The following is a 24,893-nucleotide window of genomic DNA, read 5'->3' as shown; positions in this document are numbered from 1 at the left end:
CCCATGGTTAAACATACTTTTTTTGCCGTAACCATTGGTTTGGTGATTTTTTTCTTATATCTGATGCAATACACTGGCGCATTCAAATCAGTGACCGTGGCACAGGATCAGCGCGGCCCTTATACTTTAATTTTTAAAGACTACACCGGTCCTTACCACAAGATTGTAGCCACCATCGAAGAAGTTGAAAAATGGACGCGAGACAACGGCTTAAAATGCCGTTTAAGCTTCGGTGAATACTTTGACAACCCGGCAACTGTTGAAGAAGGACGTCTGCGTGCCCGCGGCGGTTGTTTGCTTGATCCAAAAGATGAAAACGAAGAGAAAATTTTTGCGGATTTAAAAACTAAGTTACCCGAAGGCCTTAAAACCGAAATTTACCCAGAAACAAAAGCCGCTGTCGCCTTATTCACCGGCGCACCGGGGATCGGACCTTTAAAGGTCTATCCCAAAATCGAAGAATTTATTAAAGAGCACAATCTGACGCGCAAAGGACCGGTTCTTGAGATCTACGAGATCTTAGAGAAAAACTCGATGCAAACTGTGTACATCTGGCCCTTAAATTGACCAAACCACTTTAAAAAGTCACCGCGAAGTAATTACTTCGCGCACTTAACGGCTTTTAAAGTGACTTTTAAATCTTCGTGACCCAGGCTGATATTGGCACTGCCGATAGCCACACCAGATGCGTTTGCCCGGATGATGACTTCTCCACCGCACGTTGATTCTGCCACAACTCCTGATTTTTCTAATTTATGAGTTATTGTCACTGGCTTGTCTGTGGCCTTTGCTTCAGCTTTTAAAACATCACTTTTTTGCCCGGCTAAAAACACTTCTAACTGCGCTTTCGCGCTACCGGAAGCTTCAATATTCATTTTCACTTCTTGAGAAACATTTTCGATCACTAATTTTTCGCCACCTTCTAACTTCACTGGAAGAGTCGCATTACACGTTCTGCGCACCAGCCCACCCGATGTCTTCTCAACTTTTAAAGCTACTGGGAGGGTATATACCCCGTCTGCGCTTGATGTCTTAAATTCAGAAGGTTTACCTGTGCAGTCTTTCGATAAAGTTAAAGCTCCCAGCGTAAAGGCGCTGGCCGATAAAGCCCATGATAAAAAAAGCATCACGATCACAAGGTGTAGTTTCATTTTGCCTCCCCCAAGAAGAAGTATATACAAAGATAAGGCCAAATAAAATGGCCCTAAAAACGAAAAAAGCCCACTTTTACGCGGGCTTAACAAGTATTATGTTGTATTAATTTTAAGGCTTACATTGAAGCTTCTTTTTTAAGAAGTTCTTCAACGGTCATACCGACACCGGCATGACCGTTAAATACGGTGCCGACTTTACCTTTGTTAAAATGCTCAGTCGCCATGTCGTAAGCTTTTTTAGGAAGCGGTACATACTTAACTTGTGGAACGATGGCTGAAGCATCACGTAAGTACATCATCACAAAATCTTTTACTTCAGGACGCTTTGCTCTTTCCGCATTAACGTAGATAAATAACGGACGCGAAAGTGGGTTGTAAGTAGAATTTTCAACTGTTTCACGGTTAGGAAGAACTGCTTTACCTGTTTTGTTAATTACGGCTAATGCTTTTACTTTTTTTGCATTTTCTAAGTAGTACGCCATAGGAAGAAAACCTAAGGCCCCTTTATCACCGGCAACACCTTTGACCAAGATGTTATCATCTTCTGAAGCTGTGTAATCACCGCGCGATGATTTGGCTTTACCGACGATAGCTTCAGTGAAGTAATCAAAAGTTCCAGAGTCGGCACCGGCGCCGTAAAGTTTTAATTCAGTTTTAGGCCAAGTTGCATTTACATCAGCCCAGGTCTTGATTTTACCTTGCGCTTCCGGAGCCCACATTTTTTTAAGCTCATCAACAGTGATTTGCGATAAAGTGTTGGCTGGATGAACAACAACTACTGTTGCATCAAAAGCCACCGGCAATTCGAAGAATTTGATGCCGGCTTTTTTACAAGCTTCAACTTCAGAAGCCGAGATCGGGCGAGAAGCACCGGTTACATCGATTTCATTGCGGCAAAACTTTTTAAAGCCGCCACCAGTACCAGAAAAAGCCGCAGTTACTTTTACAGTGCCTTTATTAGCTAATTGAAATTCTTCAGCCATCGCTTCAGTGATTGGGTACACCGTCGATGAACCATCGATTTTGATAAGTTTAGGTTCTGCTGCTGAAACAGCAGATGCAAAAGCGAAAACTGAGATTAAGCCTAAAAGCTTCATGACTTTTCCTTTGCGCGTAACTTCACGCGACTTATGGTTATAACCGGTAAGGGTTTATGGTTATTTAATTGTGAGTGTGATTTTAGTTTTAATAAATAACAAAGTATTGTTAGGACTCTGTTAAGACGCCAAATGTTACTTAATCAAAGCCTGACAGGACAAAATTTACATTTTGCCCCCACAATAAGGTCATGCAGCAAACTCTTCTGTCTTTTGTTCAAGCAGATATCGAAATTGGCCAGTCAAAAACCGGCCTGACCCAGTCTTCCGACGCCTTTTTAACCTATTTTAATCGCCGCCAAAAAGCACCGCTTAAGCCTAATTTAGCGCTGGAGCTGATCGGTAAAACTGAGCAGCATTTAAGCGACAAGCTGGCAAAATTCTATAATGAACAGGATTTGAACGACTTTTCTTTTTCGATCTACCAACACTTAGCCGCGCTCTCTTTCCGCGGCTTAAGTAGAAATAGCATCAACGTGAACTTCGGCGGTGACCATAGCTTATCATTGGCCACCGTCGAAGCGAGCCTTCGTAAAGATCCAAACACCCTTGTGATCTGGATTGATGCCCATGCTGATCTTAACTCGGCCTTTGAGAGCCTATCCGGTAACCTCCACGGCATGCCGGTTTATTATCTCATGCAAAAGCCAGCCCATAGACCGTCGTCATTACAGTGGATGCAAAACCATCTCCCCAGTGAAAACATGGTTTACTTCGGCATCCGTGACTTAGATCAGTTTGAGCGCGAATACCTGGCGGATAAAAATATTATGCATTTCACCGTGCACGATATCCGCACCCGGGGACTAAGCTTCTGTCTTAACCAGCTGACGAAAAAAATGCTGCCCTACCAGAGTGTGCATGTCAGCTTTGATATCGATTGTTTAGATACGACTTACGCACTTTGTACCGGCGTACCGGTCAAAAACGGCCTAAAACTTTCAGAAATTTTTTCGCTGGCGCAAATCGTGGCCACGGCCGGAAAACTAACCAATCTGGATGTGGTGGAGATCAATCCCCTCTTAGCCAGATCCGCTTCAGAGCTGAACGAAACCTATGAAATAGTTTTACAGTTTATCCAACAGATTACAGAGGGGAAATCATCATATGCTTCAGTTTATCCAACAGATTCAATCCGAGCTTAAGTTTAGAAATTTAGACATGGTGGCCTATGAGCCGCGTGTTGAGTTTCAGATGGACCAGGGCAATTACTGGCTTAAGACCGCCACGACAACGCAGGAGTTAAAATCTGCCTTTAAACTGCGTTATGATGTGTTTTACAACAACGACAAGAAAAGTGGCGTAAAATACGATATCGATGTTTATGATTCTATCTGCGACCACTTAATCATCATTGATAAAAAGAATAATTCTGTCGTCGGCACTTACCGCATGAATAACTCGACCAGCCTTCAGGATTTTTATTCGCAGTCTGAGTTTGATTTAAAATCTTTTGCATTACCGTACTCGAATTTTGTTGAGCTGGGCCGCGCCTGCATCGATAGCCAACACAGAACCGGCGTTGTCATTTCACTTTTATGGAAAGGCATCTACTTTTACATGCGCCATGTAAAGGCGAGATTACTTTTCGGCTGCTCAAGCATCAAAAACCTTTCTCCCAGACAAGCTGCGCTTGTAACCAAGTACTTTGAACAAACCGGAAGCCTTAACTGTAAATACAAAATCCAGCCGCACTTAAGTTTTCGTGTTCCGTTTTTTGACGAACATTTCAAAGCGCTACCGGCAGAATTAACCCCCGAACAGATGAAAGACGCCGAAGCTCTGATCCCGTCGCTGTTAAAAACGTATTTAAAAGTCGGCGCCGAAATTTTGGGAGAACCGGCTTACGATGCAGATATGCACTGTATGGATTTTCTGACTTGTCTAAAAGTAGAAAACCTAGCACAGCGTTATGAGAAACGTCTGGAAAAAACAGCCATTTAATCTTATCCTTAGAGGCTGATGCTCAATCAGCCTAACTTTCACGAATATTTTCAATTTGAACAAGTGCTAAAACGCCAGCGCACCGTGAAAAATCCGCTCTGGAGTTTTACGCCCCTGGAGCAGGTCATTCACAAAGGTACGGCTTACCCGCTCTGGAAAGTAGTTTGTGAAAACAAAGACACCGCCAAGTCTTCTGAAGAAAAAGTTACTTTGATTCTCACCGGTGGCGTACATGGTTTAGAAAAAATAGGAAGCCAGCTTTGCGTTTCACTTATCGAAAAGTATTTTGAGCTATCGCTTTGGGATCCGGTATTTCGCAACAAGCTTGAAGATATGCGCTTTGTTTTTTTACCGTTTGTAAACCCCGTCGGCATTCAGGAACGCACCCGTTCGAACGGCCAAGGTATCGATCTAATGCGTAACGCCCCGATCGAGGCGCAGGAAAAAGTTCCTGTCTTAGCCGGCGGCCACCGCATTTCAAAACATATCCCGTGGTACCGTGGTCAGGTTGATGAACCGATGCAAACCGAAGCTCGCGTACTTGTTGATACCGTATCTGAAGAAATCCGAAATTCACGCTTTACCTTGTCGTTGGATATTCACTCCGGCTTTGGCGTCAAAGACCAGATCTGGTTTCCGTGGGCATTCAGCAAAAAACCTTACCCAAGATTAGATTTTATCAACGTGATGATGGAGCATTTTGAAAAATTGTATCCGTTTCATATTTACAAAATCGAACCGCAGTCCAAAGTGTACTGCACCCACGGCGATCTGTGGGATTACATCGCCCATGAAAAAATCAAAAATCTCAGGTTTATCCCCCTAACCTTAGAGCTCGGATCGTGGATCTGGGTTAAAAAGAACCCACTGCAGATTTTTAAACTGGACGGCTTGTTTAATCCGATCAAAAAACACCGCATTAAACGCACTTTACGCCGTCACCAGCTATTAATTGATTTTTTAATCCGCTTTTTGCTGTACAGCCAGACAGAACAATTTAAAACTATAGATCTGTTAGAGCATTACAACAAAGGTTTAGAAAAATGGTACCCTCAGCACAAAACACTGTAGTCAGAAACTGGATATTAATCCGCGGCTTGGCACGCGGCGCAGGTCACTGGGGTGTTTTCCCGGAAAAATTACAACAGGCATTCCCGCACGATAAAATTTATTATGTCGATGTACCGGGTAACGGCTATTTAAATCAAGTCACAACCCCGCTTAAGGTATCTGAATTTGTCGCAACCTTTGATGACCAATTAAAAAAACAGGGCTTCGATTTTAGCCTACCTACTTACGGTTACTCGTTATCACTGGGCTCAATGGCGATGGTTGAATGGGCCAAACAGCGCCCGGGATTTTTTAAAAAAATCTATATCTCAAATACCAGTGCCGCAAATTTTTCCAATGTGTTTAAACGCCTGAGTGTAGATGCGATGGCCTTAGGTGTACGTATGCGTTTTTTGCACACGCCGGAAGACCGTGAGATCGCCTCATTAGAAGTGACGACAACCCTTTCTAAAGAGCAGATTCTATCAGATTACAAAAAAGCATTTCAGTCGATGTTAAGCTTTAGTAAGACCAACCCGGCAAAGCCAAAGAATATCCTGCGTCAGTTATTAGCGGCATCGACTTATACATTTCCCAAAGCACCACCCACCGAAGTGGTGTTGATGAGCGGGGGCAAAGATCGATTTGTCAGCGCCCAATGTTCAAAAGATATTGAAAATAAATGGCACTGCAAACATCTGATTCACCCAGACGCCGGCCATGACATCAGTTTTCAATTTCCGGACTGGGTGGTTGAGAAGATCAGTGCTACATAAAATTCGATAAGACCAATAAATATATACAAACTAAGAGAAAAATAGCCACTTTGTTTTTTTCACGCCAGACAAAGTAAAGCAACGGAAACGTCATTAATGCCTGGCCGATTATATTAACAGCACTATAATGTTCAAAGACCTTGGCCAAAACTAAAAATTGGCTGGTCGGGTTATTGACTGCATTCACTGCAGTAAAATAATTAGCGTAGAATTTGATTAACACCGGCCCTGCGATCTTAAGAGTTAAAAGAAGAAGGACTATATTTATAACAACCAATAAAATCACCAGTGATTTTGGAACTATTTTTTCGCCGGTCTGGCCCAATTGTGCGATTGAAGACCGCACGTACGGATAAATTAAAATTAAACCCAAAAAAGATCCCACCGTTACGATAATAGGAAAGTAGATAAATAAATTTGTTTTCAGCTGTGGAACTTGTTGCAGATGATAGATGACGCCAAGCGCGTCTTGAACTGCAACCCATAAAGTTAATATCCAAAGCATGGCGTATGACAACTTACATTGGCGTTTGTAAATTTTAAAGACAGCGAAATACGCTACAATTACATTTAAAAATAAATACAGCGGGCCATTTAATAATAATTCGTAATTTATGTTTGTTAAATTTGTTAAATACTGACTGCCACGTACAAAAAGATTTTCACTGATTCTGAAGAGTCTAAAGCTGTTGATTAACGGCAACACATATACAAACGCAAGCAAAACAAAGCCGATAATTCTAATGTTTATCATAGGTCAATTTCTGCTGCATTATTGGTATCAGAGACTCCCGCCTTGCGTAGAGGGCATAAACTAAAGTCACAATCACTAAACTCAGTAAATGGGCAAATCGATTTTGCTGAAACCGAAATATGGTATCAAAAAACGCCACAAAAAATGCAAATAGAATTTGTTCGTGTTTTTTACTTGGCGTTGTTTGCGGATCAGGAAGCATAAAAAATATGTACAAGTGCAGCGCCGGCCCCAGAATGGGCAATAAAAGCAATAAAAATTTATCGCCAAATATTAAGCTTTTAATAAATGCAAAACCGACAAAACTAACAATAAATGTCAAAGACATCCATAGACGATTGGCAAAGTAAGTAAGGATCAGGCCTACAGTGAAAAAATAAATGCTTATACCTAAATGCCCTCCCCAACGGAAAGAGTTAAATGTCGCGATATCGGAAAAACCATAAGCAACAATAAGCAGCGTAAAATTAGTTGGATTAAAAATATGCCGGTCATCGATTGTGATGTAGTGCTTAGCCAGTATTGTCAGAACTGAAATTAAGAAATAGAGGTAAGAATAGTTTGTATCAAATAAAAAAAACAATCCATAACCGCTAACTATTCCTGATACCGGAAATAAATACTTTCGCTGTTTGATGTAATTGAGTAAAAAATCTAAACTTCCACAGGTTAGTACAATAATTAAAAAAGTTGAAAAAGAACGCGCAAAACCAGGGTACAAAAGTGCATAGAGGCTCACTAAACTGTGCGAAACAAAGATCAACATTAGAGGTGATTTAATTGGGGGAAATGATATTTTATTCATAGCTCTGCCCCTCGGTGATCAAATGATACTTACCCGGCTTAAGGTTATTTAAATGCTGTATAATTCCACTTGGCCATACTATTTTAGCATTAATTTCAGTATTGTAGCGTCCTAATCCGAAGTGAATTTTTGACTCACTTTGAGATGCATATCCGTTAAACGGATTATATTCACGCACTTGCTGGTGCACACCGGCTTCTCCGTCGCGTGAAGTGATTAGCACTTTTGCCCCGTAGCCATCTTTATTACTTTGAGTACCATTTAATTTAAACCCAATCCATGAGTTCGCATTTTTTTGTGTTGTCTCATAAAGATAAACCTGATCGAGCTGATTAGTGACAATCACCGATAAGCTTCCGTCATTTCTGATATCTAAGCTGGCAACACCGCGGCCGTTTAATTTTAACCGATCAACTTCTACGTGCTGGTCGTTTTGTACTTTGCTGAAGTTATGATTATTACTATTCAAAAATAAACAATCTTGTTCATGGCCTGAAAGCCGCTTTCCAGACATATCAGGCCAAAAAGCCGAATTTTTCAAAAAGTAGGACGAGGCGCTGCTAATCACAGCATACGGAAACGAAAAATCTTTAGCTTCTTCTTTAGAAGCTCCCGAAAAAAAGCCATTAGCAACATAAAGATCCTGATAGCCATCATTATTTATATCAAAAAATTTCGCCCCCCAGGCCCAACCACACTGGTCTAATTTATAATTAAGAGCCTGATTTTTAAAGGTTACTCCATCGAAATGATAAAATGTATTGCCATGAGGATAATAACCTTTTTTATACACATGCGATACAAAAACATAGGGTCGTTCAGTATCGCTTAAATACGTGGGTTCAACTGACATGCCAGATTTCGCCATTACTAGCTCAATTTTTTTGTCCGGCTTTACATAGCGGCCATTCTCATTTGTATATATTTCGTCGTGATGAAAATCTGTGGCAAACCAGATATCTTTACGGCCTGTTCCTCTAAAATCTCCTACACCGATTGCATTGGTATAAAGTTTTTCATTTTGCCGGGCCATAATACTGACTTCTTTAAAATTGCATAAACCATTATTCTTTAAAACAAAAGTTTTGCCGCCATTATTGGCATCGACAAAACTATTCGGAAGCAGCCCCTCAGAGTATGTATTTCTCCCCCACAACTGAGAAAACACAATATCCAAATGGCCATCTAGATCATAATCAAAAACTACAGCAGAAATAGACGGCGAACACGCCTCGTCTGACAAATTTGTTAATGATACCGGTTCAAATTTTGTTTTACTATTCTTTCGGGTGTAAAGCCGCGGGCAGCTGTTGGTAAGCAACAGCAAATCTTGCAATTTATCACCATTACAGTCAAAAAAAAGCGAGCGAAAGCCAAATGAACGCATGTTCAATTGTGCTAAACCATATTGCTCAGCTTGCTCGGAAAACGTTCCATTTTTTTGGTTTATAAAAAGTTTATTCGCTCGCCCCAGTATTGAATTTGCTAAATAAATATCTGGATAATCATCGTTGTTAATATCAACAACAGATACAGATGAACTCTGCCCGTTTACGAATGGCTCAATTTTAGCCAAGGCAGGCGGCAAGCGAAACATTTCGTGCTGAAACGCAAGACCACTCTTCTCCGTAATATCCATAAATGCAAAGTCTTTGGCCGTAGACCAACTTGGCTTTTCTAAAATTTCAACATTATGGCCGCGCAAAATTAAGAATACTAATACCAACACAAGCAAAACACGCATTATCTGCTTTAAATAATTACGGCTCACTTTTCTCTCCGTGAATCATCTCGTAAGACTGACGGTACTTTGATTTATCCTGCGGCATAACACCTACACCGCGTTCTGAAAGGTAGCTTAATAGTTGGTTTTTAATTATTTTTTGATCCTGGCGCAGTAACTCAAGAACCTTAATGGCTTTAGGATTGTTTTGTAGTGCTAAGGGTTCTGTTCCAGACATTACATTTCGTTCAAGTTCAATCTCTAATTCAAGTTTGCGGTCGCTAATTTTTGAATCGTCAAAAGGTACATCGACATCAAAAAAAGACCCGTTCAACGGTAAAGCTAAAAAGTGATCTAAAGTGACAATAAAGGCATGGTGCGGATTTGGTCCTGTTCCCCAGGGGACATTAAGTTTCAAATGAAACCTCCAGCGCTCGGCTAGAACAGTCAGTCTAGGTTTTAGTGCCAAAAAAGCAATGTTCGATTTTTTTAACTCATTAGCAATATTATAAGCTGGAGTTGTTGCATAAGAATCCATAAACCCTTTTTGTATTATATGTTTCATATCATGCACAATCCATGGCGATTTCGGCGGCAGGCTGATCGAATTAAAAGGGTGACTGTCTAAACGAAACTCCAGACGAGCTTCTTGAACTTGTGACAAACCAGCCTCACTTGAAATGCGCTCAATCTTTGACTGAATCTCTGCACGCGTAGGCCAACCGAGCTCATCTTTTGGAAACTGCACAAATCGTTTGTATAGCTTTAAATCTGACCACCGGTGACGTGTTCGATAAGCTATGTTCTGATTTAGTAAGTACCAATCTGCATTGTCGTAATAGACATCACGAAACAATGTGGCTGATTCAGCATTAACCAGCTCATATTTTACGTCTAAATATTTGTCAGCCTGCAACACTCCAGATTGAAGCAAATTAGTTAAAGCTTCATTGAGTAATTGAACAAAACTGTTTATTGGTAGATTTTCTGGGGACCTCAGAGCTAACTTGTATTCAACCTCAGTGCGCGGTGCCGTACCCACAGGGTTACCATTCATTAAAACCTTATCTGTCAAAAATGAAGCCGTTTTGTAATCTACAAAAACAGCAATCAAAACCGACAAACAAATGATAAGCAGGCCTGCGCATTTTTTTATCATACAAATTATATTTCAATATCCTTATTTAACGACATTAAATCAACTTGAGTAAAATCATGGGCTTTCTTTACGGTTCTGATAATTTCTTCTTCTGCATTAGTTTTTAGTTTCAATTTTAAATTTGATTCGACCATAGCACCAGACGTTGTCATATTTAAAAACTCGAAAGTCACTGCCTGGTGAAAAAGATCCTTTTTTAATTTTTCAAGCGGCTCTTCGTCTTTTTTGTATGTCAAACGCAAGATATACTCATTTTCAGAAACACTCTTTTGCGCAGCCTCAAAAATAAAAAGAAAACTCAATATAATGACTAAAGTTAAAACCGTAACTAGGATAAAACCCGCTCCGGCCCCAATGCCAATACCTATAGCGATTAAAATTTGGGTCAGTTCAGCTATATCTTTGACTGGCGTTCTGAAACGTATGATCGAAAGGGCGCCGAGCAAACCAAAAGATCGAGCTAGGTTATCACCAACCACCGATATTAAAAAGGCAACTATGACGGCTACAACCAAGCAGACTTTTAATAGTTTTGAGTTGGTATTTTTAAAGTGGCCAAAAAAACTAAATACGTAATGGGCCAATAAGGCAATAAGACCTGCACTCGCAATTCGTAAAATTAAAACGGCAACCGGTACATCTTGGGTTGATCCAGATAAAATCTCGGATAACAGCTGTTCGAACATTTAAACCTCGCTTAGCTTTTGATAAGCCATTGCATATTTTGATATTGAAACTTTACTGCCTTGGTAAAGCTGCATAAATTCTTTTAACAAGCCACTATTTAATTCGGTCGGCTTTAATTCTAGTATGAAACCCTTATGAGTTAAAAGCTGATAATTAACCTGTTGGTTAACATTAAACCAATCGTCAACCTTGACCCTTTGGCAATTTATATCTGAGTCGACTGTCAGCCTTACGAAGTGACCTGCAGTAATTCGCAGCTTATAAACATCCCGTTGGTACCTAACCCAACAAACAGGGCGAAGCCCGCGCAGGGTAATCAAAGCTCGTACCGCCTCGGGCATTTGGCCATGCGGGCTGACAGAGATTCTGGATTTCTGAACACGCTCATTATCCTTTTTTTTAATTTCAAAGTACGCTTGTTCCAGGTTGTCATTATAGTGCCTAAATCTAAATTTCACCTTCGCCTGCTCGCCATTTAATTTTTCGGCAACAGAAACTCGATCTGGAGAATCCAGATATAAACTATTTACTCTGTAGGTCTCCTCAAAGCTAATGAAGGGTTTGTATAAATTTAATAATTTATCGATCTGCTGTTGTGATAAATCGTATTTAAACTCATATCGCGGAGAAAGCGGCTGAAAAACATCTGCCATGATCATAATTTTACTCCGGTTTCACAATTCGTGACCGAATTATGCTTCTCGCAAAAGCTTTGATATTTTTGCAGGTCATGTTTTTTGTATAGTTTAGCTAACAGCTCATTCCACAGAGGATTGGGAGACGCCTGTCTCAGCTTTTCCACGTAGTGTATGTAGGCACTGATCTGCTCGGAGCTCAAGCCAGGAAAATCTGCGACAACCGCTGTTTGGGCATGCAGAATCCACTTATTTTTTTGATAAAATACGGCTATCAGTGAATAACCCAGGAAATTTAAGAACAATAAAATATAAAAAAGCTTTTTTGATGCCATCCACGTCATAAAGCTATCCTGGCGCGTTTGATAGATTCAAATGTTAATTGTTCAAAGGCTTTCACTGATCTTTGATAACTTTTTGTATCTATATAAAAAACTGTGCGGTGCCAGTCTATCCCCAGATAGGCATACTTAGCCGGAATTTTATTAAAGATGGCAAAATCGATGTAGTAATTAATTTTTTCATAACTTTGCTTAATGTCTTCACCTATATTTTGGTCTGATAATTTTAATAAAATATTTTGCTTGGCCTGAGTATACTTTTTGCGAAAAATTTCCTGCTTTGATAAGTGAGAAAAAAGCACGTTGCTCATTTTTTTATCGACAATAGCTACGGTGCCATAGCGCAGGAGATCGTAAGGTATCAATGTCCAAGCCCCGTTTGCATTTTGAGCCAACCGAATATTTAATCCCAAATTTACGACATGATCTACATTCAGCACTGACATAAAAGCAAAAAACAGCGCCAAACTTTCTAAATCCAGATTCGCATATTGTTGTTTGGCAATTTGATCGAGAAATTTCTGTAGGTCGGCACGTTCTACCGATGTTTGTGGATTTTCTGCAGAGGCGTAGATTAATTGCCAGCAGGCCGAGTCTTTCCATGCATGCCCCGGCAAACAAACTGAGTTTAAATCAAATGCCCACACCTGCTTTGGCAAAGACTCAGGTTGAAAAAAATCTTCGCCAATCGGCACCTGCAAAAATGAAATTCCCGACCATTGGCTATTAACCGATAAGGTTACCAGTTCCGAATAAGGTGCACTTAACCCCACCGCACGCGCCCATTTACGCAACAAATGCTCTTCGATCAAAGATTGCGTCTTAGGAACAACCAAATCTATCGTTTTTAATCCGGCATAATCACCATTTTCAAACTCTATGCGCCAAGATTTATGACGATACAGCCAGTGCCACTGACTATCACCACGGTAACGAACTTTTACGGGAAATATTTTTCCCGCAACGTGGAGCTGTGCTATCTGTGACTTGCGGCCCGAAAACGGCAAATTTTGATTAAGTTGATTGAGATTATTTCGATCAATCACCAGATTAAAATTAACCAGAGGCCCGGCATTCACCTTATCGGGAATAAGCCGATAATACTCGCGCAGCCCCAATAGCGAATTTTGCAACGCTGCGGTTAAAGTGTATGAATTGATCGGCCAATACTGCGATTGTCCGTATACTCGCTGGTCGACTGATGGCTGGTAATTAAAAATGAATACCAAAACCAGAGGCGCTATTAACAAAAAAAATAGCCCTAGATTTGCCAGCAACAAAGCTTTGCGAGAAAGTGATTTTTTCAAATCTAACTTCATAAGTAATAAATTTATGTTACTTAGTTTTACCAGGCAGTGCTACAATTAAATCATGGCGCAGTTGATAAGTTTTTTACCCTACAAACTCACCCTTTTATTGCATGTCATTCTGAGCACTATTGGTGTCTGTTTGTTTTTGGCTAGTGCCATCTTAGCCAGCCAGCGCTTTTGGCTACAAAGAGGCACCCTAAAGCTTATAATCGCGGCCAGCCTGACCGGCCTGATCGTCGGCAGCTTTAATTTATGGGTTATAACGGCCCCTCCGCTGGCTAGTGATTGGATTAACAATTGGCCACGCTTGCAAAGCCTGTATTTAAGCGCCTTTATCATTTTCAATATATCAAACATTAAGGCCCTGTTGGTACTTGCACTCGCATGGTATGTGCACTTCAACAACCGCGATGTGGCATTAACTTTCGCCGCCGGCGCACTCACCTACACCGCTATCTTTGCCACCCAGTTGTTAAAACAGACAAACTCTTTAATAAGCTGGGCCGCCTTAACCCCCTTAGGCATTGCCGTAATCAGCACAGGGCTGGTCATGTACTTAAGTCGACGAAGTGACTTTCGGCAGCAAATCCTGCTTACATTTTGCTTTGCACTATTTGTCGAAACAGGTTTAATCGGAGGTATTGCTCCCAAAATGCAAAATTTTGAACTGTTTCAGTTTTTTGTTCGCGAAAATATTTTTAGATTTATTCCTTTAGTTTTTACCCTTATAGTGAAAGCCAGGGTATATGAAAAAAATTAAAGTTATTTTATTGAGTGCTTTATTCTTGGCTTTTACGGTCTTTGTTGCCCTTAAACAGTGGCCTTCACTGCAGCATAACTATATATCTCACCAACTGGCTGATATCACTCAACCCAGCCCACTGGGGGACTTTAATATTTACAAACAAGAGACAACTTTTAGCTTTAATGGCATCGCCCACGAAACAACGCCGATGGGCTTTTTAAAACCAGACCTCTCTTTTACCGAGCAAAAGCAAACAGAGCGCCCGATTCTGATAATAGGCTCAACCTACATTTCGGCGATCACACTTCCCCACAATCAAAGAGTTGCGCCTCTTTTAAACTTGTTTTCGACACAAAACAAAATTTTTCCTGAAAAACTATTCATTGACCATACGGTGCCGGGCAATAATTTTAAACAAACTGTAACGCTTCTCTTGTCTTCAACCTTTGAAGCTAAGCCTGATCTTTTTATTATTTATTTAAAAATTGAGGATTTCATCTCGAGTGAAAACTCACTTTTTACCGACTGGGATAACCTAGTCAGACTTGTTGCTACTATTAAGCGGGGTGTCGCTGAAAAACACAATGCTGATATCATACCGGTTTTTATAATTTCAGATAAAACCCCTGAGACGAGCTATTATCCCTTAACTGAGCTGTTCGCAAACTCTGGGCTCCATTTTTGTAAGGTCACAATCAAAACGGAAGCTGTTTGGCCTAGCCACGAAGACAATCAAGAAATTGCCACTCAAACCTTGCACTGTCTTAATCGGTTAAACTTACAATATTTAAACTAGTTATTGAGAATGTCGTAAAGTTCTTTAGATACGTTTTTCAAACTGTTAAACTCTTGTATACGCTTATCCGTATTGCTTTGTAGCTGACTAACGTAACTTATAAAATCAGTTGATTCTACGGTTTTACAAAATCCAGCAGAACTCAGAGATGATTTATCGGCGTAGCATAAATTGAGCATTAAGATATTATCGCCCCCCGTAATGACCGAGGGTTTACATAGCGATTCAATAAAAGGAAGCTCGATTTGGCGTACAGCCAATATCGCCACTGGCAACATGTTCTTTTTAACAGTCGCATTTTCAGTCACAGCTTTTTTCATGACTTCAACCTGCTGGCGCAAACAACTGTAAAACTCAGGTTCAAATTCAAGGTCGACATGATTTTCTACAGGCGTTAACCCAATCATCGGGCGTGAGTCAGCATAGACCCGGATAAAACCGATCGAAAACTTTTTACCTTTAAAAAAAGGAACTCTTTCAGTTGCACTGGCACGATAAGGCTTAGCCTGAGTTACAATCTCGACGGCCATAGAATTAAATGAAAACAAAAGAATTGCAGGTAATAAAAGCTTTAGCATAGTCACCTCTTAGAGATTAATACTACGCCTATCTGTTTAAAATTCAACGGGTAATCGCTAGCCACTTTTCAATGATAAAGGCATAGGGATCAAATTCGTACCACTTAAAGCCATGACGGGGATTTTTAGGATCAGCATGATGATTGTTATGCCAGCCCTCACCGCCCAATGTCAGAAAAAATATGATCGGGTTATTGTAAGAGCGGTCTGAGGTTTCATGACTGCGGTAACCAAACTTATGACAAGCATAGTTTATATACCCGGTCACGTGATTCAAAAGTAACATCGGTATCAACACAAAATAAATCAATCCTTGCGGGCCTGTTAAAAGTAAAAACAGCGAACTATAGCCCAAAAACAAAATAAAATAATAACTGTGAACAAACCCCTGCAGCCGGTCGGCAAGAAATTCTCTAATCACAAAAGGGCTAATTTTAACCACCTCACCAAAACCAAAAATCACGCTCCACCATGGTTTTAGCTGCGGCGAATGCGGATCACCCGGAACATCTGAATGCCGATGGTGAGTGCGATGATTAGCAGCCCAGTTCATCGGGCTCCCTTGTCCAATGGGGATACTTGCCAAAATAAATACGACTTCAAAAAACCTCGAAGTCGTAAAGCTTTTATGCGAAAAATAGCGGTGCAAGCCAATGCATTGTATAGCCATCAACAACCAATACAAAACCAGGCTTATGAACAATTTTACAGGTTCGAATTGAAAAAAAATAAAAATAAATACATACGGCAAAAACAACAATAAACGTAATTTATATTTCAAATGCAGCGTTTTCATAAACGCTCCTTTGAACGCACAAAAAGCCATTCTACAAGTTGCCCGGCAAAATCAAATTGACCAGATCGTGATTGGCTGTAGGCCTTGGGATTTTGATGGTGATTATTATGCCACCCCTCAGCTCCCACCGTTAACAATACGACTAAAACATTGTTTCGCGAATGATCGCCTGTAGCGTAGGGCTGACTACCAAACCAATGACACAATATATTAATCGCCAATGTTGCCATATTAATTAAAATCATCGGCAAAATGCATACATATAAAAAAAACTGCACATCAAACATAACAACAATAGCTCCGAAATAGATGAACAAAGCTAAATAGTAATTTCGATGCATAAAAAGCAATAAACTATTCGTGTACAAATCTTTAACGCCTCTCAGATCTAAACTCTTATCATTGATAGGACCGATCAGCATTTTTAAAAGACTAGCATGTTTCGGCGAATGCGGGTCTTTGTCAGTATCAGAAAACTGATGATGGGCCCGGTGCGCCAAAGCCCAGCTAAAAACACTGCCCTGGGCGATAGGCACTGACAACAAGATAAATAAGTTTTCAACCCATGGTTTAACGGTAAAACTTTTGTGTGAAAAATACCGATGAAAAATTATACTTTGGGTGTTAATCAACACAGCATAAACACCCAAGCCCAGGCAAACATAGGTCAAATTAAAATCTGCAAAAAGCACAAATGAAATCAGCCCCAAAGCCAGCAAGATCTTATGTCTGAGCAAAACAAGATTAGGCATACCTTATTTTAATATAGCCTTACCCAGACAACAAGCGATCATTTGACCGCAAACCAGTCGCCGCTGACCGAAATAATCCCAAAAGTGAACACTGGGGCCAAAACCAGAATATAAACAATTGTCATTAGAATGGGGTATCTGAGCGCCACTTTATTTAAGTTAAAACGAAAGCGCACAAACAAAAATAAACATATCAGGGTTAGGTAGAAGAACCTTTGAATTAACATGTGTGTGAGCGGTAAACTATGATCGCGGTACGGGTTTATTAAAAACAATAAATATAAAAAACCAAACGCATAAACCGACAAACACATTCTTAAAAAAATATTCGCCCGTCTGCTTTTGAATATGTTGACGCTTTTAAACAACGGCATAAAAACGATTTCAATAATCTGATTTAGATAGAAAAAAAAGTAATTCCACTTATGCATAAACGAAAAACCCTGCCCCAGATCTAAATGCGACTTAAACTTAAACCCCCAGGCTGTGGCCGCAGCGTGAGCTAAATATGTTAATGATCCAAACGAGAATAAAACTGAAAATATATTTACGTAGGTCAGAATAACCTTTAATTGCGTTTGAATACCGGGATCAAACACTAACTTTAACGAGAGTTTTCGCATCTGTGTCGATTCAGGGTAGAAATACCCCATAACTAACCACAAGCCTTTATCTAAAAACAATAAGACCAGACTATAGAAAAGACTTTCAGCGACAACGTAGTACCGTGATCCAGTCACTCGATTTTGCGACCAATCCCCTTTAGACTCGGTTGGAAGATTACCAAAAAGCTGTACATTCCACGCCGGCCAAAGCTTAGAAAAAAAATCCAAAAAAGCCGCCTTATTTACTGTGGGGTTTGAGACTATCAATAAATACGACCAGCTTGAAATCGCAACCGCTTTCCAGATACTCAAACTTTTGACGATTTGCATTTCAAAAAAAATAAAAAATATTAAAAAAAAACCTATTGCAGAAACTTTTTTTTGAACTTCAGTCCAAAAAAATGTTCGTCGATATATAAAATACAAAGATGTTGCGACCACAATTACTATTGTTATGGCTTCTCTAATCTTGTGGTAAAATTTAAATACCTCTGGGCCACCAACAATCAATATAGTCAGTAAAAAGCTGGCAATGATTAGTATATAGCGATGCAAAGCTTGTGGTGTAAATTTTGTAGTTAATAAGCCTAAACACAACAGACCCAGTATGAATTTAAGTTCGAAAGAATTATCTAAACTCATGATTCTATTCAAAGTTCTGCATCAGTTACATACACACGAACCATAGGTGGAGGCGAACTTACTGGATGTATCATACACATAATCAGGCCCTGGCGACGAAGATCCACTCGCACACGAATTCGTAGTGCCATTAGGAAGCTCAGTTGTTCTTGCAGAAGTAGTGTATAGATTATACAAATTATCGTTATCAGAAGTAAAACTTCCGCTACAAATGTATTGACCAAAATAATCAAAATAAAATGCACGCCCTGCGCACATGTTCGTCGTAGCATTCGCTGCAGTACAACAAAGCTGCGTGTTACACGCCTGGCTTGATGACCCTGCACATGGCATACCCGCTGGAGACGCTGAAGGTGCTGGGTTGGTACAAGTTCTGGTTTGCGTGCCACCACCACAGCTAACTGAACAAGTGCCAAAAGCTGACCAGTTGCCATTGGTCCAGGTTGATGTTGCCACTGTGCTAACTAAGCCAGAAGAATTTGTTGCACGTACACGAAAGAAATAGGTCTCTCCCGCTGTAGGGGTTGATCCGGCCCGTGGGCTGGTGCAACTGACGTAATTGGCTGTACCGGTGTCATAAGAACACTCGGTTGTGGCGGTGCTATGTGGTTCGGTGACGGTAAAGGCAATTGAAGGAGCGCCGGTATTGGTACCTGAGATTGTTCCCAAAGCCACTGATGGCGCACTGCCGTCTTTTTGCCATGACCTCGAGGCATTTACATCCACAACACTATACTCCCCGTACAAATCACTAACACGCACCGAAAAGGTGGTGGTGGCCCCGTCAGCTATACCACTGATGGTGTGCGAAGTGTTCGTGGTACAAGCCCCCCAGGCGCCGCCATTAACCTGGCACTCAGGAGTTTTTAAAAGATAGTTGTTAGTACATGAAAAGTTAATGGTTTCACTGGCGTTTGTGCGCCAACCAGAAATAGCCGTGCTGATAGTACAGTCTAGGCCCTGGCTTTTAACACGAATAAAGCCGATTCTATTCAGCGAAGCAAAAGTCGGCAGACTGAGCAGTAAAAGCATGACCAGTGTAAATACGTGCATATATAAATCATTCTAACATCAGACCTATATTTCAAGAATATAATTTAACAATTAGCGTTAGTTTATAGGAGACTTTCGTTAAAAAAGTGGCGACAATCTCAATATGATACAGCAAAAGATCGCCGTCGAATACTCGCTCCAAGGCCACCGAGACTATGTTGATATATCACAAACCGCTTATAAGGCGTTTAGCGCCTTAGGTGTCGATGTAAACAAAGATGATATCGTAAACCTTAAATTTCAAATATTTAAGCCCATCACCCAGTTTGTCGAAGTCGTTCAACTTGATAGCAGCCGCAATTACAAAAAAGACTTCGACCTGATCGCTGAATTCAGCTTTCAAACTAAAGGTAATCCTTACCATTATGGCCTGTACAGCAGGTCTGAAGCTCTACCGCAAGTGAGTCAAATTCCAGAACCCGAATGCCAGGTTGACGTTCATTACAAAGCCGAACAGGACCGCTTTATTTGGTTAAAAGACTTAAAAAATACCGATTGGCCGGTGTTTTTTGCCTTTATGACCTTGGGGCGAGAGTTAAGTAAAGCTAAGTTCAAAAGCCCCAAACCCAAAGCTTTGGACTCCAGCATGGCGCGGGTACCTAAACCAAGCGAAGTCAACCAACTGTGGGTTGATTTAAAGCGGGGTCCGATCCAATCCATTATCGTAATTAATCTTCATTGCGGCAAAGAGCTCATTGGCACCACCAAGATTAAACTCTAATTAGCTTTTAAAATAGATGCGCCCGAGAGCTTCATTTTTATCGACAGCGATATAGTGCGAGGGAAAGTGCTGCTGAATTTGATCTTTAACTTTTGGCAAATGCCAAGAGCTAACCTCGGGAAACAAATGATGTTCAGTGTGGTAAGAAAAATTAAAGTGAAGAAAATCAATAACCTTGGGAACGGTCACAGAACACGTATTGATAGTTTTATCCGTTGCTAGCTTAACCAATTCAGGATGGTGATTGGTAACAACATAACTTGATAATAGATACGACAATACGCAAAGCGGGATTAAAACAACATATAACAAATTCTGAAAGTTAAACCAGCTCAGCCACAGCCACCACATAACGGCAGCTCCTAAAACCTCGGCAATCACCACTGATCTGTTAAGGTCGCGAAAACGTTTTGTTTGAAAACACAGTAGCAACTCAATCAGCACAACATACGGCACGTACCAAAAAAATAAATAAGAAAAGCCCGCAAGTCCGCTTTCTGGCGGTGAGATTTTTTTAATTAAGCGGCTAAAAATAGTTTTCTTTAAAAAGCTATCGGTAGGATATTCTTTTAACAATCTGTTCTCGATCAGATGATATTTGTGATGAAGCTGATTATGCCAAAAATCCCAAAAATGCGACGATGTTAAACAGGGCCAAATTAAAAGTTGTGAAATGACATTTGTGGCTGCGGATGAAGCAATAATTCCGCCATGCCGTAAATCATGAAACAAAAACGCCATAGCGGCAAAGACATAACCAATCACGACTGAGGCCACTATTTTTAGAACAATCAAGTCAAACTGCAATAGCCATTTCGCAAATAAAATAAGACCTAAAAAGCAAGGGAGCCAAAGCAACTGAAAGGGTGTTTTGGCAAACTGACTAACTTGCACAGAACTTCTAATTTTTTTGAATAGTTCTTTCTGAGTCATACACTTACCTTATGTCTAGCAGGCCAAATTAAATCAAATCGACAAAACAGAAACAAATGAAATATCAGCATGCCTATTGCAATGTGGCTAATCTGCATTGTAAGCAAGATCAGTAAATGCATGAGTAACGCCAGATACCCCGCTACCCTTCTAGTTTTTATCGAAATAGACAGAAACACAAGCAAAAGCTCAACGGCAATTACAGCCCAGGTTAAAAACATAGCCAAGGCCCCATGTTTTAAAATAAAAGAGGTAATAAAATTACTTTTTGCGGCAACGCTGTTTACGAACAACAGCGATACCGCTTGGCCATTAATCCACATCGGACTATTTAGTTTCGTGATTCCGCTTTCTAAATAGGCCAGCCCGGAGACAAACCAAAGCAGGAGCATAAAATTTTTAGAAAACTGCCAATGCTTTTTGGCTGACCAGGATTCTGTTGCTGGCACAAAAAACAAAATCAGTAATAAATAATTGAGATAACCGAAGCTTACGTTGATTACAAACGGGGCAAAGCTTACAAGAGCCAGATTTATAACAATCAATAAAAATCCAGCCAGCTTTCGATACAGACCGAACGAAAAAAATATTGCACCGATGATACCTAAAACACTGATTGCTCGAAGAAAGAAAGTTTTAGTCTCGACAAAACGAAGCATGTAAATAAACTCATAGTCAAAGAACAAATCAAAATAATAGAAAAAAAACAAAGCGCCCAGCATAAGACGACAAACTATGAATAAGCGCTGTTCAGATACATTAGCTTGCATGGCAATCCACCGAGAACACAAAATGGCTATTGGGCACATTGTAGAGCTGGCGATAAAAATTAATTTTTTTCGGCGCCGGACCTTCAACTGTATGGCAAAACTGCTTTTGCATTATCTGTAGTATTTGCCCCTGGTACATGGGGGCTGGCAATGTCGACAAAACATAAACCAAATGATGGCGAGCCAGCATGCCTAGTTTTTTTGAGTTAATATCAAGACCAGCTTTAATATCGATATTTCTAACTTTATTATCTTGCTCTATAACTTCCAGGCGCATCGAACTGAACCTGTTCTCGCTTAAAAAAACCCGGCCATCCGGCGCAATAGGTATTCTTTTAACCATTTGGATGTCTTGACTTAAATGTACAGGCAAAATGCGAATCAATCCGATAATCAGTAAAATAAAAATAATTATTTTTTCGTTTCGCATGACTAAATTATGACATAAATCCTGAATTCAGCTACTAAAAACCGGTTAACCAAGACACATAAACAACATTGCCGATTCTTTGGAATGAATAGATTGAGTGCGAACTTGCAGTACGAGCAGCATTGGCTGGTAAAAAGCGGTAAGCTACAGTCGCTGCGCCATCACCGGTAATCGCGGTGCTGAAATTACATTGTGCCGTTGTGGTGCTGGTCACCGCTAATGTATAAGCGCCACCATCGTTCATATTCGAAAAACTTATACTGCCTAGCGCACAGTCATAACTTGTTGTGGCCGTATTACCACCACTCCAGTTAATCGCATTACCTGTTGTCGAAAAAGATGTTGGCGCTAATTGTCCAGATACTCTTAAGCGGGTATTTGTTCCAGGAGCTGTTGTACCTACCCCCACATTACCCGTTGTGTAATTGATTGTCGTGCCTGAAGTTGTCCATTGCGAGGATACATTAGTGGTCGGAGCCCATGATGATCCATTGTACGCTAAAACCTGACCTGCTGTCGGAGCCGTCGCTGCCACAGCTCGACCTTGAATACCATCGACAACAAAAGAAGCAGAACCAGCAGCCTTAGTCACATCACCCGAATAGGCTGGCAATCTTGCCGCGCTTAATGTGCCGCTTGCAATATTGGTGGCGTTTAAATTAGTCAGTAATAAACCATTTAACGCCGGTATTTGTGCTGACGCATTTAACTTAACAATTTGATTGGCGCCAGTACCCGCATTTAATGTTAACACTGGTGTTGTTGTACCGGTTGCAACCGCGATATCTGCATTAGCCGAAGATACATTTGTCACTGTACCCGTTGCGGTATCTGTCGCTGGTGCCCAGGCTGTACCATTAAATCTTAACACTTGGCCGCTCACTGGTAGTGTGGCTGCAACGCTTCGACCTTGTAATCGTGTAACTGTGGCGGTGCTAGAACCTGCGGCGATGGTAATATCACCGTTAAACGAAGGTAATCTTGCTGCGTTAAGCGTACCGGTCGCTAAGTTAGATGCATTTAAATTAGTAAGTAGTGAACCGTTTAGTGCTGGGATTTGCGCTGAGCCGTTTAACTGAACTACGTTATTAGCTGCAGTGCCGGCATTTAATAGTGCTGCTGAGCCTAAGCCTAAGTTAGTTCTGGCTGTTGCACTTGAAGCTAAATCCGATAAGTTGCTTGCTCTAGCTAAGTAATTGCCTAAAGCGGTCGATGAAGCCGGCGTATAACCTAACGCCGTTGTTACATCGGCAGAGTTTAGTTGCGTACCGCTAGTTACACGACCTTTGGCGTCGACTGTTACTTTGGTATACGTGCTGGCTGTTACACCAGAGTTTGCTAAAACTAATGAGTTACTTCCAGCAGCCTTAGTTACATCACCAATGTAAGCCGGTAATCTTGCCGCAGAAACTGTTCCAGTTGAGATGTTAGATCCATTTAAAGCCGTAAGTAACGAACCATTTAACGCCGGTATTTGTGCTGACGCATTTAACTTAACAATTTGATTGGCGCCAGTACCCGCATTTAATGTTAACACTGGTGTTGTTGTACCGGTTGCAACCGCGATATCTGCATTAGCTGAAGATACGTTTGTTACTGTACCCGTTGCGGTATCGGTCGCTGGCGCCCAGGCTGTACCATTAAATCTTAACACTTGGCCTGAAGTTGGCATTGTCGTCACAACACTTCGGCCTTGTAATCGTGTAACCGTAGCCGTGCTTGAACCCGCAGCGATGGTAATATCACCGTTAAATGCAGGTAATCTGGCTGCGTTTAATGTACCGGTTGCTAAGTTAGATGCATTTAAATTGGTAAGTAGCGAACCGTTTAGTGCCGGGATTTGCGCTGAGCCGTTTAACTGAACTACATTATTAGCTGCAGTGCCGGCATTTAATAATGCTGCCGTGCCTAAGCCTAAGTTAGTTCTCGCTGTTGCACTTGAAGCTAAATCAGATAAATTACTTGCTCTCACTAAGTAGTTGCCTAAAGCAGTCGATGAAGCCGGCGTATAACCTAACGCCGTTGTTACATCGGCAGAGTTTAATTGCGTGCCACTCGTTACCCGACCTTGCAGATCAACTGTCACTTTAGTGTAGGTGTTAGCTAACACACCAGTGTTACTTAAACTAATTGTGCCGGCACTTGTGATGGTGCCACCCAATAAGCCTGTACCAGCCGTAATACTTGTAACCGTACCAGGATTGCCGGCTGGGATTGTGTATGGTGCCCAAGATGTGCCGTTAAATGATAACACCTGACCTGATGTTGGCATTGTCGCCACAACACTTCGGCCCTGTAATCGTGTAACTGTGGCCGTGCTAGAACCCGCAGCGATGGTAATATCACCGTTAAATGCAGGTAATCTGGCTGCGTTTAATGTACCGGTTGCTAAGTTAGATGCATTTAAATTGGTAAGTAGCGAACCGTTTAGTGCCGGGATTTGCGCTGAGCCGTTTAACTGAACTACATTATTAGCTGCAGTGCCGGCATTTAATAATGCTGCCGTGCCTAAGCCTAAGTTAGTTCTCGCTGTTGCACTTGAAGCTAAATCAGATAAATTACTTGCTCTCACTAAGTAGTTGCCTAAAGCAGTCGATGAAGCCGGTGTATAACCTAACGCCGTTGTTACATCAGCAG

26 protein-coding genes are annotated in these 24,893 nt (G+C 41.0%); 8 read left to right on the top strand and 18 right to left on the bottom strand.

The window, feature by feature from the left end; genetic code table 11:
* The first annotated feature begins 3 nt into the window (after positions 1–3).
* On the top strand, positions 4–567 hold the full coding sequence (locus tag AC04MM_RS14065; protein WP_475381014.1) for a GyrI-like domain-containing protein: 564 nt from the start codon (positions 4–6) through the stop codon (positions 565–567).
* 32 nt (positions 568–599) lie between these two features.
* Here the strand turns inward: AC04MM_RS14065 and AC04MM_RS14060 are convergent, their stop codons facing one another.
* Together AC04MM_RS14060 and AC04MM_RS14055 are read right to left on the bottom strand one after the other, a co-directional pair.
* Positions 600–1,151: a hypothetical protein gene (locus AC04MM_RS14060; protein WP_475381013.1), complete on the bottom strand. Its 552-nt coding sequence runs from the start codon at positions 1,149–1,151 to the stop codon at positions 600–602.
* 119 nt (positions 1,152–1,270) lie between these two features.
* Positions 1,271–2,251 carry a PstS family phosphate ABC transporter substrate-binding protein gene (locus AC04MM_RS14055; protein WP_475381012.1) on the bottom strand — a complete coding sequence of 327 codons (981 nt, stop codon included), beginning with the start codon at positions 2,249–2,251 and terminating at the stop codon, positions 1,271–1,273.
* Positions 2,252–2,442: 191 nt separating this feature from the next.
* On the opposite strand from AC04MM_RS14055, the gene AC04MM_RS14050 reads away from it, so the two are divergent.
* The 4 genes from AC04MM_RS14050 to AC04MM_RS14035 are packed head-to-tail and all read left to right on the top strand — an operon-like array spanning position 2,443 to position 6,021.
* Positions 2,443–3,396, top strand: coding sequence for an arginase family protein (locus tag AC04MM_RS14050; protein WP_475381011.1), 954 nt, complete (start codon positions 2,443–2,445; stop codon positions 3,394–3,396).
* Complete coding sequence (locus tag AC04MM_RS14045; RefSeq protein WP_475381010.1) at positions 3,359–4,195, top strand: GNAT family N-acetyltransferase; 837 nt, start codon at positions 3,359–3,361, stop codon at positions 4,193–4,195. Before AC04MM_RS14050 ends, AC04MM_RS14045 begins: the two co-directional genes overlap by 38 nt.
* 18 nt (positions 4,196–4,213) lie before the next feature.
* Positions 4,214–5,266: a M14 family zinc carboxypeptidase gene (locus tag AC04MM_RS14040; protein WP_475381009.1), complete on the top strand. Its 1,053-nt coding sequence runs from the start codon at positions 4,214–4,216 to the stop codon at positions 5,264–5,266.
* Positions 5,239–6,021, top strand: coding sequence for an alpha/beta fold hydrolase (locus AC04MM_RS14035; RefSeq protein ID WP_475381008.1), 783 nt, complete (start codon positions 5,239–5,241; stop codon positions 6,019–6,021). Before AC04MM_RS14040 ends, AC04MM_RS14035 begins: the two co-directional genes overlap by 28 nt.
* On the opposite strand, the gene AC04MM_RS14030 is transcribed toward AC04MM_RS14035, so the two are convergent.
* From AC04MM_RS14030 to AC04MM_RS14000, 7 genes are all read right to left on the bottom strand, one after another.
* Positions 6,014–6,775, bottom strand: coding sequence for a hypothetical protein (locus tag AC04MM_RS14030; RefSeq protein WP_475381007.1), 762 nt, complete (start codon positions 6,773–6,775; stop codon positions 6,014–6,016). The genes AC04MM_RS14035 and AC04MM_RS14030 overlap by 8 nt on opposite strands.
* Positions 6,762–7,580: a hypothetical protein gene (locus tag AC04MM_RS14025; RefSeq protein WP_475381006.1), complete on the bottom strand. Its 819-nt coding sequence runs from the start codon at positions 7,578–7,580 to the stop codon at positions 6,762–6,764. Before AC04MM_RS14025 ends, AC04MM_RS14030 begins: the two co-directional genes overlap by 14 nt.
* Positions 7,573–9,351 (bottom strand): CRTAC1 family protein, encoded by a 1,779-nt coding sequence (locus tag AC04MM_RS14020; RefSeq protein WP_475381005.1) that lies wholly within the window; start codon positions 9,349–9,351, stop codon positions 7,573–7,575. Before AC04MM_RS14020 ends, AC04MM_RS14025 begins: the two co-directional genes overlap by 8 nt.
* Positions 9,341–10,462 carry a hypothetical protein gene (locus tag AC04MM_RS14015; protein WP_475381004.1) on the bottom strand — a complete coding sequence of 374 codons (1,122 nt, stop codon included), beginning with the start codon at positions 10,460–10,462 and terminating at the stop codon, positions 9,341–9,343. The genes AC04MM_RS14020 and AC04MM_RS14015 overlap by 11 nt, the downstream gene beginning before the upstream one ends.
* A gap of 5 nt (positions 10,463–10,467) precedes the next feature.
* Complete coding sequence (locus AC04MM_RS14010) at positions 10,468–11,148, bottom strand: DUF4956 domain-containing protein (protein ID WP_475381003.1); 681 nt, start codon at positions 11,146–11,148, stop codon at positions 10,468–10,470.
* Positions 11,149–11,808 (bottom strand): VTC domain-containing protein, encoded by a 660-nt coding sequence (locus tag AC04MM_RS14005; protein WP_475381002.1) that lies wholly within the window; start codon positions 11,806–11,808, stop codon positions 11,149–11,151.
* Positions 11,809–12,124: 316 nt separating this feature from the next.
* Entirely contained in the window at positions 12,125–13,444 is a 1,320-nt protein-coding gene (locus tag AC04MM_RS14000; RefSeq protein ID WP_475381001.1) for a CotH kinase family protein, read from the bottom strand.
* Between the two features lie 52 nt (positions 13,445–13,496).
* Here AC04MM_RS14000 and AC04MM_RS13995 point away from each other — a divergent pair, with 52 nt between their 5' ends.
* Positions 13,497–14,195 (top strand): hypothetical protein, encoded by a 699-nt coding sequence (locus AC04MM_RS13995; protein WP_475381000.1) that lies wholly within the window; start codon positions 13,497–13,499, stop codon positions 14,193–14,195.
* Positions 14,182–14,976: a hypothetical protein gene (locus AC04MM_RS13990; RefSeq protein WP_475380999.1), complete on the top strand. Its 795-nt coding sequence runs from the start codon at positions 14,182–14,184 to the stop codon at positions 14,974–14,976. Before AC04MM_RS13995 ends, AC04MM_RS13990 begins: the two co-directional genes overlap by 14 nt.
* Here the strand turns inward: AC04MM_RS13990 and AC04MM_RS13985 are convergent.
* The 5 genes from AC04MM_RS13985 to AC04MM_RS13965 form a co-directional block, all read right to left on the bottom strand.
* The gene (locus AC04MM_RS13985) at positions 14,973–15,554 is read right to left on the bottom strand and encodes a hypothetical protein (protein WP_475380998.1); all 582 of its coding nucleotides are present in this window, start codon (positions 15,552–15,554) and stop codon (positions 14,973–14,975) included. The two genes, AC04MM_RS13990 and AC04MM_RS13985, sit on opposite strands and share 4 nt — an antisense overlap.
* 43 nt (positions 15,555–15,597) lie before the next feature.
* On the bottom strand, positions 15,598–16,350 hold the full coding sequence (locus AC04MM_RS13980; protein ID WP_475380997.1) for an acyl-CoA desaturase: 753 nt from the start codon (positions 16,348–16,350) through the stop codon (positions 15,598–15,600).
* Entirely contained in the window at positions 16,347–17,102 is a 756-nt protein-coding gene (locus tag AC04MM_RS13975; protein WP_475380996.1) for a fatty acid desaturase, read from the bottom strand. Before AC04MM_RS13975 ends, AC04MM_RS13980 begins: the two co-directional genes overlap by 4 nt.
* A 38-nt stretch (positions 17,103–17,140) precedes the next feature.
* Positions 17,141–18,037, bottom strand: coding sequence for a hypothetical protein (locus AC04MM_RS13970; RefSeq protein WP_475380995.1), 897 nt, complete (start codon positions 18,035–18,037; stop codon positions 17,141–17,143).
* Positions 18,038–18,370: 333 nt separating this feature from the next.
* On the bottom strand, positions 18,371–19,402 hold the full coding sequence (locus AC04MM_RS13965) for a thrombospondin type-1 domain-containing protein (protein WP_475380994.1): 1,032 nt from the start codon (positions 19,400–19,402) through the stop codon (positions 18,371–18,373).
* A 103-nt stretch (positions 19,403–19,505) separates the two neighbouring features.
* On the opposite strand from AC04MM_RS13965, the gene AC04MM_RS13960 reads away from it, so the two are divergent.
* Positions 19,506–20,123, top strand: a complete 618-nt coding sequence (locus AC04MM_RS13960) for a hypothetical protein (RefSeq protein ID WP_475380993.1) — start codon at positions 19,506–19,508, stop codon at positions 20,121–20,123.
* Here the strand turns inward: AC04MM_RS13960 and AC04MM_RS13955 are convergent, their stop codons facing one another.
* The 4 genes from AC04MM_RS13955 to AC04MM_RS13940 all read right to left on the bottom strand — a co-directional run.
* Positions 20,124–21,056: a fatty acid desaturase family protein gene (locus tag AC04MM_RS13955; RefSeq protein WP_475380992.1), complete on the bottom strand. Its 933-nt coding sequence runs from the start codon at positions 21,054–21,056 to the stop codon at positions 20,124–20,126.
* Entirely contained in the window at positions 21,053–21,826 is a 774-nt protein-coding gene (locus AC04MM_RS13950) for a hypothetical protein (RefSeq protein ID WP_475380991.1), read from the bottom strand. The genes AC04MM_RS13955 and AC04MM_RS13950 overlap by 4 nt, the downstream gene beginning before the upstream one ends.
* Positions 21,816–22,256, bottom strand: coding sequence for a hypothetical protein (locus AC04MM_RS13945; RefSeq protein WP_475380990.1), 441 nt, complete (start codon positions 22,254–22,256; stop codon positions 21,816–21,818). Before AC04MM_RS13945 ends, AC04MM_RS13950 begins: the two co-directional genes overlap by 11 nt.
* A gap of 34 nt (positions 22,257–22,290) precedes the next feature.
* The coding region (locus tag AC04MM_RS13940) for a beta strand repeat-containing protein (RefSeq protein WP_475380989.1) at positions 22,291–24,893 on the bottom strand (2,603 nt) is incomplete at its 5' end.

The organism is Bdellovibrio sp. SBM16, assembly GCF_056175625.1.
The sequence above is the reverse complement of the archived record's forward strand: the minus strand, read 5'-3'. Positions and strand labels throughout refer to the sequence as shown.

What these genes read in the sequence shown, in the direction of transcription:
- AC04MM_RS14065 (WP_475381014.1), top strand. Translation starts at nt 4, where the DNA reads ATGGTTAAACATACTTTTTTTGCCGTAACCATTGGTTTGGTGATTTTT.
- AC04MM_RS14060 (WP_475381013.1), bottom strand. Translation starts at nt 1,151, where the DNA reads ATGAAACTACACCTTGTGATCGTGATGCTTTTTTTATCATGGGCTTTA.
- AC04MM_RS14055 (WP_475381012.1), bottom strand. Translation starts at nt 2,251, where the DNA reads ATGAAGCTTTTAGGCTTAATCTCAGTTTTCGCTTTTGCATCTGCTGTT.
- AC04MM_RS14050 (WP_475381011.1), top strand. Translation starts at nt 2,443, where the DNA reads ATGCAGCAAACTCTTCTGTCTTTTGTTCAAGCAGATATCGAAATTGGC.
- AC04MM_RS14045 (WP_475381010.1), top strand. Translation starts at nt 3,359, where the DNA reads ATGCTTCAGTTTATCCAACAGATTCAATCCGAGCTTAAGTTTAGAAAT.
- AC04MM_RS14040 (WP_475381009.1), top strand. Translation starts at nt 4,214, where the DNA reads ATGCTCAATCAGCCTAACTTTCACGAATATTTTCAATTTGAACAAGTG.
- AC04MM_RS14035 (WP_475381008.1), top strand. Translation starts at nt 5,239, where the DNA reads ATGGTACCCTCAGCACAAAACACTGTAGTCAGAAACTGGATATTAATC.
- AC04MM_RS14030 (WP_475381007.1), bottom strand. Translation starts at nt 6,775, where the DNA reads ATGATAAACATTAGAATTATCGGCTTTGTTTTGCTTGCGTTTGTATAT.
- AC04MM_RS14025 (WP_475381006.1), bottom strand. Translation starts at nt 7,580, where the DNA reads ATGAATAAAATATCATTTCCCCCAATTAAATCACCTCTAATGTTGATC.
- AC04MM_RS14015 (WP_475381004.1), bottom strand. Translation starts at nt 10,462, where the DNA reads ATGATAAAAAAATGCGCAGGCCTGCTTATCATTTGTTTGTCGGTTTTG.
- AC04MM_RS14010 (WP_475381003.1), bottom strand. Translation starts at nt 11,148, where the DNA reads ATGTTCGAACAGCTGTTATCCGAGATTTTATCTGGATCAACCCAAGAT.
- AC04MM_RS14005 (WP_475381002.1), bottom strand. Translation starts at nt 11,808, where the DNA reads ATGATCATGGCAGATGTTTTTCAGCCGCTTTCTCCGCGATATGAGTTT.
- AC04MM_RS14000 (WP_475381001.1), bottom strand. Translation starts at nt 13,444, where the DNA reads ATGAAGTTAGATTTGAAAAAATCACTTTCTCGCAAAGCTTTGTTGCTG.
- AC04MM_RS13995 (WP_475381000.1), top strand. Translation starts at nt 13,497, where the DNA reads ATGGCGCAGTTGATAAGTTTTTTACCCTACAAACTCACCCTTTTATTG.
- AC04MM_RS13990 (WP_475380999.1), top strand. Translation starts at nt 14,182, where the DNA reads ATGAAAAAAATTAAAGTTATTTTATTGAGTGCTTTATTCTTGGCTTTT.
- AC04MM_RS13985 (WP_475380998.1), bottom strand. Translation starts at nt 15,554, where the DNA reads ATGCTAAAGCTTTTATTACCTGCAATTCTTTTGTTTTCATTTAATTCT.
- AC04MM_RS13980 (WP_475380997.1), bottom strand. Translation starts at nt 16,350, where the DNA reads ATGAAAACGCTGCATTTGAAATATAAATTACGTTTATTGTTGTTTTTG.
- AC04MM_RS13975 (WP_475380996.1), bottom strand. Translation starts at nt 17,102, where the DNA reads ATGCCTAATCTTGTTTTGCTCAGACATAAGATCTTGCTGGCTTTGGGG.
- AC04MM_RS13970 (WP_475380995.1), bottom strand. Translation starts at nt 18,037, where the DNA reads ATGCAAATCGTCAAAAGTTTGAGTATCTGGAAAGCGGTTGCGATTTCA.
- AC04MM_RS13965 (WP_475380994.1), bottom strand. Translation starts at nt 19,402, where the DNA reads ATGCACGTATTTACACTGGTCATGCTTTTACTGCTCAGTCTGCCGACT.
- AC04MM_RS13960 (WP_475380993.1), top strand. Translation starts at nt 19,506, where the DNA reads ATGATACAGCAAAAGATCGCCGTCGAATACTCGCTCCAAGGCCACCGA.
- AC04MM_RS13955 (WP_475380992.1), bottom strand. Translation starts at nt 21,056, where the DNA reads ATGACTCAGAAAGAACTATTCAAAAAAATTAGAAGTTCTGTGCAAGTT.
- AC04MM_RS13950 (WP_475380991.1), bottom strand. Translation starts at nt 21,826, where the DNA reads ATGCAAGCTAATGTATCTGAACAGCGCTTATTCATAGTTTGTCGTCTT.
- AC04MM_RS13945 (WP_475380990.1), bottom strand. Translation starts at nt 22,256, where the DNA reads ATGCGAAACGAAAAAATAATTATTTTTATTTTACTGATTATCGGATTG.